Annotated in this window: 13 protein-coding genes and 1 pseudogene; 8 read left to right on the plus strand and 6 right to left on the minus strand. The window is 60.4% G+C overall.

The window, feature by feature from the left end:
• Positions 1–218 precede the first annotated feature (218 nt).
• The 5 genes from ACNA0J_RS17865 to ggt form a co-directional block, all read right to left on the minus strand.
• Entirely contained in the window at positions 219–2,213 is a 1,995-nt protein-coding gene (locus ACNA0J_RS17865; RefSeq protein ID WP_415820290.1) for a dipeptide ABC transporter ATP-binding protein, read from the minus strand.
• Between the two features lie 41 nt (positions 2,214–2,254).
• Entirely contained in the window at positions 2,255–3,133 is an 879-nt protein-coding gene (locus ACNA0J_RS17870) for an ABC transporter permease (protein ID WP_415820200.1), read from the minus strand.
• Positions 3,130–4,074, minus strand: a complete 945-nt coding sequence (locus tag ACNA0J_RS17875) for an ABC transporter permease (RefSeq protein ID WP_415806259.1) — start codon at positions 4,072–4,074, stop codon at positions 3,130–3,132. The genes ACNA0J_RS17870 and ACNA0J_RS17875 overlap by 4 nt, the downstream gene beginning before the upstream one ends.
• A gap of 103 nt (positions 4,075–4,177) precedes the next feature.
• Positions 4,178–5,692, minus strand: a complete 1,515-nt coding sequence (locus ACNA0J_RS17880; RefSeq protein WP_415820201.1) for an ABC transporter substrate-binding protein — start codon at positions 5,690–5,692, stop codon at positions 4,178–4,180.
• A gap of 85 nt (positions 5,693–5,777) precedes the next feature.
• On the minus strand, positions 5,778–7,406 hold the full coding sequence (ggt, locus tag ACNA0J_RS17885) for a gamma-glutamyltransferase (RefSeq protein ID WP_415820202.1): 1,629 nt from the start codon (positions 7,404–7,406) through the stop codon (positions 5,778–5,780).
• Positions 7,407–7,566: 160 nt separating this feature from the next.
• Between ggt and ACNA0J_RS17890 the strand changes: the two genes are divergently transcribed.
• Together ACNA0J_RS17890 and ACNA0J_RS17895 are read left to right on the plus strand one after the other, a co-directional pair.
• Positions 7,567–8,469, plus strand: a complete 903-nt coding sequence (locus ACNA0J_RS17890) for a LysR substrate-binding domain-containing protein (protein ID WP_415820203.1) — start codon at positions 7,567–7,569, stop codon at positions 8,467–8,469.
• An 85-nt stretch (positions 8,470–8,554) separates the two neighbouring features.
• Positions 8,555–8,998 (plus strand): type II secretion system protein N, encoded by a 444-nt coding sequence (locus ACNA0J_RS17895; protein WP_415820204.1) that lies wholly within the window; start codon positions 8,555–8,557, stop codon positions 8,996–8,998.
• Positions 8,999–9,067: 69 nt separating this feature from the next.
• Here ACNA0J_RS17895 and ACNA0J_RS17900 read toward each other — a convergent pair whose 3' ends face one another.
• Positions 9,068–9,757, minus strand: coding sequence for a DUF3313 domain-containing protein (locus ACNA0J_RS17900; protein ID WP_415820205.1), 690 nt, complete (start codon positions 9,755–9,757; stop codon positions 9,068–9,070).
• Positions 9,758–10,049: 292 nt separating this feature from the next.
• On the opposite strand from ACNA0J_RS17900, the gene gspG reads away from it, so the two are divergent.
• The 6 genes and pseudogenes from gspG to ACNA0J_RS17930 all read left to right on the plus strand — a co-directional run.
• Entirely contained in the window at positions 10,050–10,478 is a 429-nt protein-coding gene (gene gspG / locus ACNA0J_RS17905; protein ID WP_415820206.1) for a type II secretion system major pseudopilin GspG, read from the plus strand.
• Positions 10,450–10,941: a type II secretion system minor pseudopilin GspH gene (gspH, locus tag ACNA0J_RS17910; protein WP_415820207.1), complete on the plus strand. Its 492-nt coding sequence runs from the start codon at positions 10,450–10,452 to the stop codon at positions 10,939–10,941. The genes gspG and gspH overlap by 29 nt, the downstream gene beginning before the upstream one ends.
• On the plus strand, positions 10,928–11,422 hold the full coding sequence (gene gspI, locus ACNA0J_RS17915) for a type II secretion system minor pseudopilin GspI (RefSeq protein ID WP_415820208.1): 495 nt from the start codon (positions 10,928–10,930) through the stop codon (positions 11,420–11,422). The genes gspH and gspI overlap by 14 nt, the downstream gene beginning before the upstream one ends.
• A gap of 65 nt (positions 11,423–11,487) precedes the next feature.
• Positions 11,488–12,129 (plus strand): prepilin-type N-terminal cleavage/methylation domain-containing protein, encoded by a 642-nt coding sequence (locus ACNA0J_RS17920; RefSeq protein WP_415820209.1) that lies wholly within the window; start codon positions 11,488–11,490, stop codon positions 12,127–12,129.
• 86 nt (positions 12,130–12,215) lie between these two features.
• The gene (gspK, locus tag ACNA0J_RS17925; protein WP_415820210.1) at positions 12,216–13,124 is read left to right on the plus strand and encodes a type II secretion system minor pseudopilin GspK; all 909 of its coding nucleotides are present in this window, start codon (positions 12,216–12,218) and stop codon (positions 13,122–13,124) included.
• Positions 13,103–13,698, plus strand: a pseudogene (locus ACNA0J_RS17930) (type II secretion system protein GspL); the annotation flags it as partial. The gene gspK and the pseudogene ACNA0J_RS17930, both read left to right, overlap by 22 nt.

Raw genomic sequence — 13,698 nt, forward strand, 5'->3', positions numbered from 1 at the left:
TCAAAATCTCTACGGGGGCGGGGTGGTTTCATAGTCGTAAGTGTTCCTGGCTAGGGTCAATGACCCTATCTACGTGTCCACTTACATTAGACCAGGACAGGTCATGGGCCGAGTCGCCGCGATAGGCCCGGTGAGGCTTTCAGGCCCCCGGCACGGACGTCTTCATAGAGAGAGCCTATGCACTTAGATGACCGACAACTCAACTGGCAACAAAACACCTAGCCCGCATACACCCCCACAGCATGACGAGCGACAAAATGCCCCTCGCCCACTGGCACCAGCGGCGCCACTACTGGGTCATCCCCCACCCGACGCACCGGACTGGGAATCTCATCAACAAGCAATGAACGCTCGCGATGGCGACGTTGCGGATCTGCGATAGGCACCGCATCCATCAGCTTGCGCGTATACGGGTGCTGCGGATTCTCAAAGATGGCCCGGCGTGGCCCGATCTCGACGATTTGACCGAGATACATCACCGCCACACGATGACTGATACGCTCGACCACCGCCATATCGTGCGAGATGAACAGCAGCGAAATCCCCAGCTCGCGTTGCAGATCGAGCAAGAGATTGACGATCTGAGCCTGAATCGAAACATCCAGCGCCGACACCGATTCATCCGCCACGATCACTTTGGGATTCAACGCCAACGCGCGGGCAATGCAGATACGTTGACGCTGGCCACCAGAAAACTCGTGCGGATAACGGTCGATCATCTCGGGTATCAACCCGCATTTGTCCATCAGCCAGCGCACGCGTTCTTGCGCCGCCTTGCCTTTGGCCACGTTATGAATCAGCAAAGGCTCCATGATCGAATAGCCCACTGTCATGCGCGGATCCAGCGAGGCAAACGGATCTTGGAAAATGAACTGAATGTGGCGGCGCAAGGTCTGCATGGCCGCGCCGCGCAGGCTGCCAATATCCTGGCCATCGAATTCGATACTGCCGCCCTGGCTTTTTACCAATTGCAGCAGCGAGCGGCCTGTGGTGGTCTTGCCGCAGCCGGACTCGCCCACCAAGGCCAAGGTCTCGCCTGGATAGAGATCAAAACTGACGCGTTCTACCGCGTGCACCCGTTTCTGCACACGCCCGAAAATTCCGCCGGTAATGTCGAAACGAGTGACCAAGTCCTTTACGCGCAATACCGGGCCGTTGTCGCGGCGTACTGTGCTCTGCTGGCTCTCTGCCGGAGACGGCGTCGCAGGGGCATCCACGGCGTTCCCGGGGTTCGCCGCACGATCACCATCGCTCACGGAAACGGTATCTACCACCGATGTACCCTCATCTGCGGCCGTCGCACCCGTGATAGATTGTGCGTTAACGTCAGCGCCGCCAGTACGCCCAGCATCTGCCACCTGTAATAACGGAAATGGCTCCGGCTCGTTTGTGCCCTTCATCGCGCCCAAGCGCGGCACGGCAGACAGCAAGGCGCGCGTATAGGCATGGCGCGGCACGGCGAAGATGTCATCCGAGCCGCCCTCTTCGACTTTATCCCCGCGATACATGACCAACACACGATCGGCGACCTCGGCCACCACGCCCATGTCGTGCGTGATGAAAATCACGCCCATGTCCATTTCCTCCTGCAACTGACGGATCAGTTGCAGGATCTGGGCCTGAATGGTCACATCCAACGCCGTGGTCGGCTCGTCGGCGATCAATAACTGCGGCTTGCATGACAGCGCCATCGCGATCATGACACGTTGCCGCATCCCACCAGATAACTGATGAGGATAGCGATCGAGAATGGCTCGCGCCTCGGGAATGCGGACACGCTCCAGCATACGCAATGTCTCGGCACGAGCGCCCGCGCTGTCCAGACCCTGGTGCAGTTGCAGTGCCTCGGCAATCTGCGAACCCGCTGTGAAACTGGGATTCAGCGAGGTCATGGGCTCCTGGAAAATCATCGCGACATCGGCGCCGCGCACGCGCTCCAGCACCGTATCGCTCGCACGCGTCAAATCCAACACGCTGCCATCACGGCGACGCAAAGCCATCTCGCCATTGACGATGCGACCACCACCGTACTCCACCAAGCGCATCAACGCCAGAGACGTCACGGATTTTCCCGATCCCGACTCGCCCACGATAGCGAGCGTTTCGCCACGGTCCACATGAAATGAAACGTCGCGCACGGCCTCGACAACACGATCCGGCGTTTTGAATTGCACGGTCAAACCATCGACCTGCACAACTCGCTTGGCATCCATAGGTTGTGCCGCGCTCTTGGCATCTTTGTTTTTCGTCATCGTTATTTCTCCTGCCGTGGGTCGAGCGCATCACGCAGGCCATCGCCCAGCAGGTTGAATCCCAATACCACCAGAAAAATCGCCGTGCCCGGGAAAATCGACATCCAAGGCGCCTGCACCATGAAGTTCTTGCCCGTGTTTAGCATCGATCCCCATGATGGATTGGGTGGCTGCAGGCCTAACCCCAGGAACGACAGGCTGGCCTCGGCAATGATGGCCGTGGCAATGGTAATGGTCGCCTGCACGATCAAGGGCGGCATGATGTTGGGCAGAATGTGGCGCGCGATGATGCGCGTATCCGACGCCCCCAGTGCACGCGAGCTTTGCACGTAGTCTTCGCTCTTGACGGCCAATACCTGGCCGCGCGCCAATCGCACGAATTTCGGTGCCGCTGACACCCCGATGGCGATCATGGCGTTGGTCAGGCTCGGCTCTAGAAACGCAGCCAGCGCAATGGCCAGAATCAAAAACGGAATCGCCAGCAAGGCCTCGGTGCAACGCGACACGATGCTGTCGACCCAGCCGCCAAAATAGCCCGACACCAGTCCGAGCGGCACACCGATGATCACGGCGATGGCCACAGACACGACACCGGCCATCAACGACGCCTGCGCGCCATACAACATGCGGCTATAGATGTCCCGGCCCAGCTCATCGGACCCCAACCAAAACGCCGCGGAAGGCGCCTTGCGGATCGTCATGAAGCTGGTTTGAAAAGGATCGTGCGTCGCGAGCAAGGGAGCAAAGATCGCCAGCAAGACCATCGCCAGGACGATCGCCGCCCCGAGCAAGGCCACACGATTGCGTTTGAATTTACCCCAGGCGCGGTTGCGGCGGCGGGGCGGCGTGACGGCAGCAGCCGTAGCAGTATTTGCGCTCATGCGTGCCTCAGGCGTGGATTAACCAGGATATACAGAATGTCGGCCAGCAGGTTCATGATGATGAACCCTACGGCAACGCACAGGACCACGCCCTGCACCACCGCATAGTCGCGCGTGAATACCGCATCGACGATCAGCTTGCCGAAACCGGGGATCGTAAACACCTGCTCCGTCAGCACAGCGCCAGCCATCAACTCGCCAAACAACAGCGTGACCAGTGTCACGATGGGCATCAAGGCATTACGCAAGGCATGGCGCAGCACCACGCGACGCGCCGATACGCCTTTGGCGCGTGCGGTGCGCACGTAGTCTGCGTTCAGCGCCTCTAGCATGGCCGAACGGGTATGGCGCATCAAATAGGCGGCAATCGCTGTCGATAACACCAATGCCGGCATCAGCATGGTCTTCATTGACAACCAAAAATCCTCGAACGGTGAAACGTACCCCGATGCGGGCAGCAGACGCCATTTCACCGACACCAGCATGATCAGCAAAATGCCGAGCCAGAAGTTCGGAATCGACATGCCTGACAGCGCCGCGACGTTGGCGCCCATCTCGGTGACAGTGCCTTTGCGTACGGCCGCGATGATGCCCATGGGCACGCCGACCAAGATGGCAAAGAACATCGCCATCGTCGCCAATTGCAACGTGACAGGCAATTTCTGGGCAATCAATTGCGTCACGGGCACGTCCGTGCGCAATGAGCTTCCTAAATCGCCCTGCAGCACATTGCTCACCCATGCCCAATATTGCACGGGCCATGAGGCATCCAATTGATATTTTTGACGCAGAAACTCCAGAACGGCAGGATCGCGCTCCTCGCCCGCCATGGTCAGCACGGCATCGCCGGGCAGCAGTTTCTGCAGCAGGAACACGATCACCGACACCAGTATCAATGTCGGTATCGCCACCAGCACGCGACGCAGAATGATTTTGAACATAAAGAAACCTGAAAAACTCGGGATTGCGAACGGTCAACGCCAAATGCACGGGCCGTGCGTGACGGCACGGCCCGTGCATCCGGCGATGCAAGACTCCACGCGCTTATTGCGCGAACGTCACGCCCTTCAGGCGTATCATGCCGTCCGGATAGGGCTTGAAGCCTTGCACCTTCTTAGCCAACACAAACGGCCAAGGTTGGTAGTAAATGTAGACCGATTGGGTTTCGTTTTGCAGAATGCTCTGTGCCTGATCGTAAATCGCTTTGCGCTTGGCTTCGTCGGGCACGGTGCGCGCCTCGTTCAGCAGTTTGTCGATCTCGGGATTGCAATAGCGGCCGTCGTTCAACGCGCCTTTGCATGTCACGAACTGATGGATGTTGCCATCGGGATCGACACGGCCTGACCAGCCACGCATCAACAATTCGAAATTACCGCTTTGCGCTTCGCTCAACAAGGCCGCGTATTCGGTCGGACGCAGGCTCAGTTGGAAACCGGCTTCGGCGGCCATGGCCTGCACCATTTCGGCGATCGCCGAGGTGGTGGTGTTGTTGCCGAAAGCTAGCTCTGCCTTGACTTGTTCCTTGCCTGCTTCTTTCAGCAGGGCACGGGCCTTGGCCACATCGCGGGCGGGGATCGGGAATTTGTCGCTGTGATAGGGACTGGCCGGCGGGAATGGCTGATTGGCAGGATCAAAGATACCGCCCCCCACGACCTCGTTGATCACATTGCGATCCAGAGACAATTCGAATGCGCGGCGCACACGGGCGTCTTTGAACGGATTGGTCTCGGCGCGCTTGCCGTTGGCCAGGTTGAAGTAGAACTGCTGATAGCCCAGACCCGAAACGTTGGCGAATTGCAGTGAGGCATCGCTCTTGACCTGTTGGGCGTCCGAGGGGTTCATGCGCTCCAGGATATCCAGGCCGCCGGCGCGCAGGTTGGACAGACGCACGGTGGAATCCGGGATCGGCAAGAACGTCACGCGCTTGAAAGCGTAGTCCTTGGCGTTGTAATACTGGTCGAACTTGTCCAGTACGATGCGGTCGTTCTGCACACGCTGCACAAATTTGTACGGTCCCGAGCAGACCGGGTTGCGGCCCACGGCGGCCGTGTCATCGGTAAAGGTCTTGGGCGACAGCATCATGCCCGCACGGTCCGACAATGAGGCCAAGAGTGTCGCGTCGGGCTTTTTCAATTTCAGCACCAACGTCTGTGCGTCCGGCGCATCGACCTCTGCCACGGAGGCCAGCTCGCTCTTGCGCATGCTGTCTTGCAAGGCCAGCGCGCGTTCGATATTGGCCTTGGCAGCGGCCGCATCGAATTTGGTGCCGTCGTGAAACACGGCATCCGAGCGCAGCTTGAATGTCAGCTGGGTATTGTCGTCGTTCCAAGACCAAGACTCGGCCAACTGCGGCACAAACTGCAGTTTTTCATCGACGTCCACCAGTTTGTCGCACAGAGACGTAAAAACGATACGGCCCACATAGGTGCGCGCGCGGTGCGGATCCAGCACGTCGGGGTCTTCCTGCAAACCGATGCGCATTTCCTGCGCGACCGCGGCGCCAGAGGCCATGGCCAACAGGGTTGCGCACAATCCAAGCTTGAAGGTCTTAGGCTTCATCGTTCTTTCCCTTGTATTCGTGTTGTAGATGCCAAACCGGAGCCTGTCACGGGGCTCCGGTTTGAATGTACTGCTGGTATTGGCCTTAGAAGCCGACTGCCTGACCGTCACGGCGGGTATCGCTGGCGGCGACGTAGCCGAGCTCATTGTCGCTCTCGTGCATGCGCCAGATGAACTGGCCCGCGCCAAAGTCCATATAGGGATCATCCACCGATTTCAACGCATGACCCAGTGCCTGCAGACCCTCGACGGTTGCGCGATTCATGCTGGACTCGATATCCAGCGTGAAATCGCGGTTGACCTTCCAGCGCGGTGCGTCGCACGCGGCCTGCGGTTGCTGATGGTAGTCCAGCATGCGCACCACGGTCTGCAGATGGCCTTGCGGCTGCATATCGCCACCCATCACGCCAAAGCTCATCACGGGCTTGCCGCCGCGCGTCAGGAATCCAGGAATGATCGTGTGGAAAGGCCGTTTTCCGCCCTCGACCACGTTGGGCGATTTCGGATCCATCGAGAAACCGACACCGCGGTTCTGCAGGCTGATCCCGGTACCCGGCACGACCACACCCGAGCCAAAGCCCATGTAGTTCGATTGGATGAACGAGATCATCATGCCGCTTTCGTCGGCAGCCGTCAGATAAATCGTACCGCCGGCATGCGGGCGACCGGCTTCGAATTGCGTGGCGCGATCCAGGCGGATCAATTTGGCGCGGCTTTGCAGGTACGCATCAGACAGCATCTGCTCGGGCGTGACGTCCATGCTGCGCGGATCGGACACATAGCGGTACAGATCCGAGAACGCCAGCTTCATGGCCTCGATCTGCACGTGCTGCGATTCGACTGAGTCCACTTTCATATTGGCCAGGTCGAAATGCTCGCAAATGCCCAGTGCCATCAAGGCAGCAATCCCCTGCCCGTTCGGCGGGATTTCGTGCAGTTCATAGCCGCGGTACGACTTGGAAATCGGTTTGACCCAGTCCGGCTTGTAGTTGCGCAGATCGTCCAGCGTCATCGCACCGCCGCACTCCTTGGCGAACGCAGCGATTTTCTCGGCGATTTCGCCTTCGTAGTAGTCGCGGCCACCGCTGGCAGCAATACGGCGCAGGGTGTAGGCCGCGTCAGGAATACGGAAATGCTCGCCCGGCTTCGGCGCACGGCCGTTGGGCAGGAAAACCTGGGCGTAGCCCGGCTGATCCCGCAACTCGTCGGCGGCGGCTGCCCACTTGTGCGCCACAACCGGCGGCACGGCATAACCGCGCTCGGCGATCTCGATGGCGGGTTCAAACAAATCGGCAAACGGCAGCTTGCCGAATTTTTCATGCAATGCCGCCCAACCGGCCACCACGCCCGGCACGGTCACCGCGTCCCAGCCGCGCTTGGGCTGGATGGCCAGGCCCTTGGCATCCGTGCCGTATTTGGCCTTGAAATACTCGACGTTCCAGGCGGCAGGCGCCACACCGGAGGAATTCAGGCCGTGCAATTCCTTGCCATCCCACAGGATCGCAAAGCAGTCGCTGCCCAGACCGCAGGACACCGGCTCGACCAGCGTAATCGTGGCTGCCGCCGCAATCGCCGCGTCGATCGCATTGCCGCCCTTTAGCAGCATGCGTAATCCCGCCTGGGCGGCCAACGGATGCGACGTCGACACCACGTTCCGCGCGAACTGCGGAATGCGGTAGGAGGGATACGGATTATTCCAATCAAAGGTTTTCATGGCGCGGAGACTCGAAAAAGAAACCTGGAAGAGTGATACACAAACCGGACTGCACGGCTGACAATGCGCCAGCGCAACGCGCCGACCCAAACAATTGAAGTTACTCTTGTGATTTAATTAAATCAATTTGAATAATTATTTTCTCGTAAAAAATATTTTTATGAGTAGTATCCGCTTCCTGCGCAGCTTTCTGGCCGTCGCCCACCATGGCTCGTTTTCCGAGGCCGCCGAGCAGGTCGCCCTGACACAGGCGGCCATCAGCTTTCAGATGCGTGCCATCGAGGCCGAACTGGGGCGGGAATTGTTTGACCGCACGGGCCGGCTGGCCATTTTGAACGCAGCCGGGCGCGAACTGCTGCCGGATATCAAGCAGCTGGTCGACATGTACGATCGCCTGAAGCTGCCCCGTTCATCCCCCGGCAAACTGGCCGGCGCCGTCTCGATCGGCGCGATCGTGTCATGCATGGGAACGCTGTCCAAGGTGGTGTCCCAGCTCAAGCGCCAGCATCCCGCCCTGGACGTCCGCGTGTTGTCAGGCAAGGCCAGCGAGCTCGCCAGCAAGGTCGAGGCAGGCGAACTGGATGCGGCCTTTGTCGTCGAGAGCAACCGCAAGGTCGCCAGCCTGCACTGGACCCCGCTTTACGAAGAACCCCTGGTCATCGTTGCACCAGCGTCCGTCCAGGAACAAACGGCACACGCCGTGTTGGCGGCCAACCCCTTTTTGCGCTTTGATCGCACCCAACGCACTGGACGGCAGATTGATCGCCTGTTGCGGCGCCTGGGCGTCGCCTCTGATGAGTTTCTGGAATTGAACGCGATCGAGACGCTGGTCGAACTGGTGCGGCAGGAGGTGGGCGTGACCCTGCTGCCGCTATTGAACGGATCGAACTGGCAAAACAGCCCGGACCTGCGCATCGTGCCGCTGCCGGATGAACTGGGGCACCCTACCCGCAGCATCGGCATGGTGGAACGGCGCGATCACGTCCGCCAGCACATCACCCACGAAATCTGCACGCAAAGCCTGGAGATATTCCAGATGAAGGCGCATGCCCAGGCAGGTTGATCGTGGCTGTGCGCGTGACACACATACTGCTGTCATAAATTTGCGTTAGGGTCCACGTTTTCGTCCTAGCGATATCATTTGCTTCATGCGCCTGCGCCCGACTTTTACGCTGCCCTCTGCCCCGCGCACTGTACGCGTTCTGGCCATTGCCGCCGCCGCGGCGGGTGTGGGACTATGGAGCGCAATATTGCTGGCGCCTGCGCCCTCCGATTTGCCCCCCGCCCTCAATACCAGCAGCGCCCCGGTATCGGACACACGCGCGGTTGCGATGCTGTTTGGCACCGATGGGGTATTGGACACGCAGATTACTGTGCTGGGCTTGATTGCGGCGGGATCCCACGGGTCCGCCGTATTGAGCGTGGATGGCGCGCCGGCCCGCGCCTATCGTATCGGTACAGAGATCGCACCGGGATTGTCGCTCATCGAGGTCTCGACCAACGGCGTCGAATTGGACCGCAATGGGACACGCTTGCGCGTCGCGGCGCCCAAGCTGTCTGCGGTCCCGGCGGGAATTGTGGCCGTCCCCTAGATCAGCCCCTTCTCCCGCCCAGCGCGCATCCGGATACTGCAGCAACCCTCATCGTCGCTGCGCTGCAGGTTATTTTCCTTTGACGTATTTTCGGACTTCTCCGGCAGCGCCGTTGGCCCATTCATTGATCAGCGGCTGCAGATCGGCCACCTGGACCCCGCCCTTGCCCTGGCTGGCGCTCGTAATCCGCTCGCCTGTACCCCCGCGCACGGCGGCATACAACATCTCGCCCGACATACTGTCTGTGACGTGCGTCTCGATCGCAATAGTCGCATCACGCGGCAGTCCGCCATCCAGGGCGGCTTTGGCGCCGGTCAACACCAGGCCGATAGGAATGTATTGGTAAGCCTTCAGCGATTGTTGCTCTGCCCCGACGGTGGTGATCGCAATACGCACATGCGCGACTCCTGGCCCCGCACGGTCTACCAGACGGACCTGCTGGCCGATCTTGCTACGCAGCGTCTGGTCGATCATATTGCGGATCTGGGTCAAGGTCTCCATCGACACATCTTCGGTGGCCTTCGGCTCCGGGTAATACTTAATGGTGTCAAGCCATACCGCCTTGTAGCGCGCCGGGGTAAATGCAGGGTTGACATAGACCTGCCGGGTACCGCCATCGGGGGTGGTTTCCTGGTGCAGGCGACTGTAATCCGGCAAGAAGCCCGATTCCTTAGGCGCGGACCGCGTCGCACAGCCAGAGACCAAGAAAGCGGCCAATATCCCCACACCGATTGCACGCACTGGATTATTGATTTTCATTGATTTTCCTTTGCGGAAAGTAGACCCAGAGAAGTAGCGCTGTAAGCCTTTGTCCCGCTTCATACCACAACGTAACAAAAGCTACGCAGCACTATAGCGCGCTCCAAACGCTTTGTGTCAACGTCCATTTGCAGAACACGTATCCGCCCGCGCTGGCGGCATTCCCTGGACGCGCAAAGGCGACTCGCCCAGCGGAGGCCCATTGTTTTCGCCCTGGAAGTATTACTGTCATATTTCTGACGCATCATTGCCGCCTTCATATGGTTTTTCATTGAGTGAGCGGAGAAAGTTCGTGCATCAGTTTCAGCGCCAGCGCAGCCGGCAGCAAGGTTTCACCCTGATCGAGATCATGGTGGTCGTTGTGATCATGGGCATTCTGGCTGCGCTCGTCGTCCCCCGCGTGCTGGACCGCCCCGACCAGGCGCGACGCGTCGCGGCCAAACAAGACATCAATGGTCTGATGCAGGCCTTGAAACTCTATCGCCTGGACAACGGCCGCTATCCCTCTACCGCTCAAGGGCTGCAGGCCCTGGTGCAGCGCCCGGAGGGCGCGCGCAATTGGCGGCCCTATCTGGACCGCATGCCCAACGACCCCTGGGGCCATCCCTATCAATACCTGAACCCCGGCGTTAAAGGCGAAATCGATGTGTTCTCGTTTGGCCCCGACAACAAGCCAGGCGGAGAGCAAGACGATGCGGACATCGGCTCGTGGGAACTCTGAGGGCGGCTTTACCCTGATCGAAATGCTGGTCGTGGTGGTGATCATCGCCATCGCGGCCTCGATGGTCAGCTTGTCGGTAGCCTCCTCGTCCGATCGAACGCTGCGCGCCGATGCGGAACGTCTGGTTGATGCCTTTTCCGTCGCGCAAAGCGAAGCCCGCAGCGATGGCCGCACAATTCGCTGGTCTGCAGACGAGCAAGGCTGGTCGTTCGAGCGGCAGGGTCGATCGGAACGTCTGTCGGCGCAGGACGATGGTCCGCTCAAGCCCGACCGTTTCGATGATGATCAGAGTCTGCGTCCCCAGACATGGCGCTCGCCCCCGGTGGCACTGCAGATTTCCCCCAATCGGCCCGTCGTTTTCGGCACCGAGTGGATTGCCGATCCCATTGTGCTGGAGCTCTCCATCAAAGGCGACTCCGTACGTATCGAACGAGACGCGGCAGGCGGATATGCGATTAATTAAACCTGGTTCGGACGACCTTGTTCGGCCTCATGCCCGCCGTCCCTCGAGCCAATCACCTCGGCCATTTCTATGTGGCGGCCGGCGCTCCGGTGGCCGGCAGTCCGGCGCCTCCAGACGTACCGAGCAAGGGTTCACCCTGATCGAAGTCCTGGTGGCATTGGCCATTATCGCCGTGGCCATGGGCGCCGCGCTGCGGGCCACGCAAGTCATGCTCGATAACAGCCGCGCTATCCGCGGCAAGACGCTGGCGCTGTTGGCCGCCGAAAACACGCTGGCGCAATTGCGGCTGGAGCGCACGTTTCCACGCGCCGGTACGCAGACGCGCCCCTGCCCCCAAGGCAATGTCGCGCTGCGCTGCGAAATCGAAATCCGCAACTCAATGAACCGCAATTTCCGCCAAGTGACCGTCCGGGTGAATGACGCCGACCGCAATGGCGTGACGCTGACGCAGTTGAGCGGCCTCTTGTCGCAGGTTAGATAATGCGGACCTGTTTCAGCCAGCTGGCGAGATCGAATGGCGAACGAGGCGCGCGTCGCATCGCACCCATGCGTCCTCGCACCGCGCAGCAAGGCTTCACGCTCATCGAAGTCCTGATCGCCATTGCCTTGATGGCGCTTGTCAGCCTGCTGTCCTGGAAAGGCTTGGAACAAGTATCGAACGCACGCGATTGGCTGGGCGAAGAATCCGCAGACCAAGCCATCGTCTTGCGTACGCTGGGGCAAATCGAACGCGATTTGAATCGCGCCTATGCAGGTGCACCTGCGGGCACGACATCCAGCACGTCCGACAGTTCCGACGGCACGGGCACAACCACCCCAAGCGGCAGCATCACACTGCTGCCCCCGGGCATTGATATCACGCAGTCCTCTGGTGCCGTGCTGCTGAATCTGATCCGCGCCACACCGGAAAATGGCCAGTGGCAACGCGTCATGTGGCGCCTGCGGCCTGATGGATTATGGCGCTATAGCGGCGCGCCCGGCTCGAGCTATCCATTGCCTGAACCTGACCAGGGCGTTCTGATCATGCCCGATGTCAGCCGGCTGGATGTGCGCGCGTGGTTGACCGGACAAGGCTGGATCAATCCGCTGCAACCTGCCACGGCCCGTGCCGCAGGCCTGGAAATCGCCATCGAGCGTCCACGCGGCAATCAGAAAGAACGCTATACCCGAATTGTGGTGCTGTCATGAGAACGGCCCGCATCGGTCCACGCTGTGCATCAGCGGTATTGGCAAGGTCCCGGGCGACATCCCGCCACGCCCGCGCACAGCGAGGCATGGCTGTCGTCAGCGCCCTGATAGTCGTCGCCATTGTGGCTGCGCTGACCAGCGGCCTGTTTCTGCGTCAGACCTCGGCCATACGCCAGATCGAAAACGAACAGGCCCGCATTCAGGCGCGATGGCTGCTATTGGGCGGCATTGATTGGTCGCGTCTGATCCTGCGCGATAACGCCCGGGCCGAATCCACCGTCAGGCGGGACCAACTATGGGCAACCCCCGTCCAGGACACACGCATCGATGGCGAACAGACGGGCGAGGATGCGGTCTTTGCCGGCAACATCCAAGACGAGCAAGGTAAATACAACCTGTACAACCTGGCCAAGCAAGGCATCGTGGATGAAGCACAGATCGAGGTCCTGGCGCGCCTGCTCGACATGCTGGGCCTGCCCAACACCCTGGCACGCCAGATGGCCACGCAAATTGCGCTGACGCAAAGCCGAAAAGTCTCGGCAGAACAAGCACCGGCCGACGAAACCAGCAGCGGCGCGCGCGCGCCGCAATCACGCGGCATTGACGATATGGCCGCGCTATTGCGAATCGATGACAAAGCGCTGCAGACGCTGCGCCGCACCCTCACCGTATTGCCCGAGGCCACTGAGGTCAACGTGAACACTGCCGAGCCCGAGGTCATTGCGGCAATCGTGACCGGCCTGACGCTCGCGCAGGCCCGCAGCATCACCGGAGAACGTGACCGCGGCGCCTGGTTCAACAACAGCGCGGACTTCACTAATCGTTTGAGCAGCTATAGCGATGCCTTGGAAATTCCTTCCGTGACCACCGGCAGCAATTGGTTCATCGCCAATGGCACCGTGGCCTATCTGCGCTCCCGCGTCAGCATGCAGGCGCTGTTGAATATGTCGGCAGACAGCACACCGAAAACCGTATGGATAAGAGAAACACCGTAACCACGCCGTCACGCCCGCCGGTAAAGAACACGCTGCGCATCGCCCTGCCCCCGCTGGCTGAATGGACGGACAGCACGCCTTTGGCTTATGCCTGGCTCGACCGGCAAGGCCGGGTTGCACGTGGCGGCGGTTTGCCCGCGACGGAACTTGCTGCGGCGTTTACCCAGGCACGTACTCAGGTAGTCCTGCATCCGGATGACGTCATCGTCGCCACCATCAACGTCCCCGCTGTCCCCGCCAATCGTTATGCCGCCGCGGTGCACGGCATCCTGGAAGGCCTGGTATTGGGCGATATGGAGGGATTGGCGGTAGGCCACAGCAAGCGTGCTGAGGACGGCATGGCCCTCGCCGCCTGGACGCCACGCGAAGCACTGCGTAGCGCGTGGCAGCGCTTGTCCGCCGCCGGCCTATCCGTGCAGGCATTTTATCCCTTGCAAGTCTGGTCAGACAGTCCATGCGCCGATCAGGCGGAGCCTCTGCACAACATCCAGGATCCCCGTTGGCAAGCGCCTAACCCTGGATGGTCTCTGGCCGTCCCGCAGCTGGCGCCGCGCCAACCCTCGCGCTGGCGCGG

The organism is Bordetella tumbae, from assembly GCF_965139195.1.
Classification (GTDB): Bacteria; Pseudomonadota; Gammaproteobacteria; order Burkholderiales; family Burkholderiaceae_B; genus Bordetella_A; species Bordetella_A tumbae.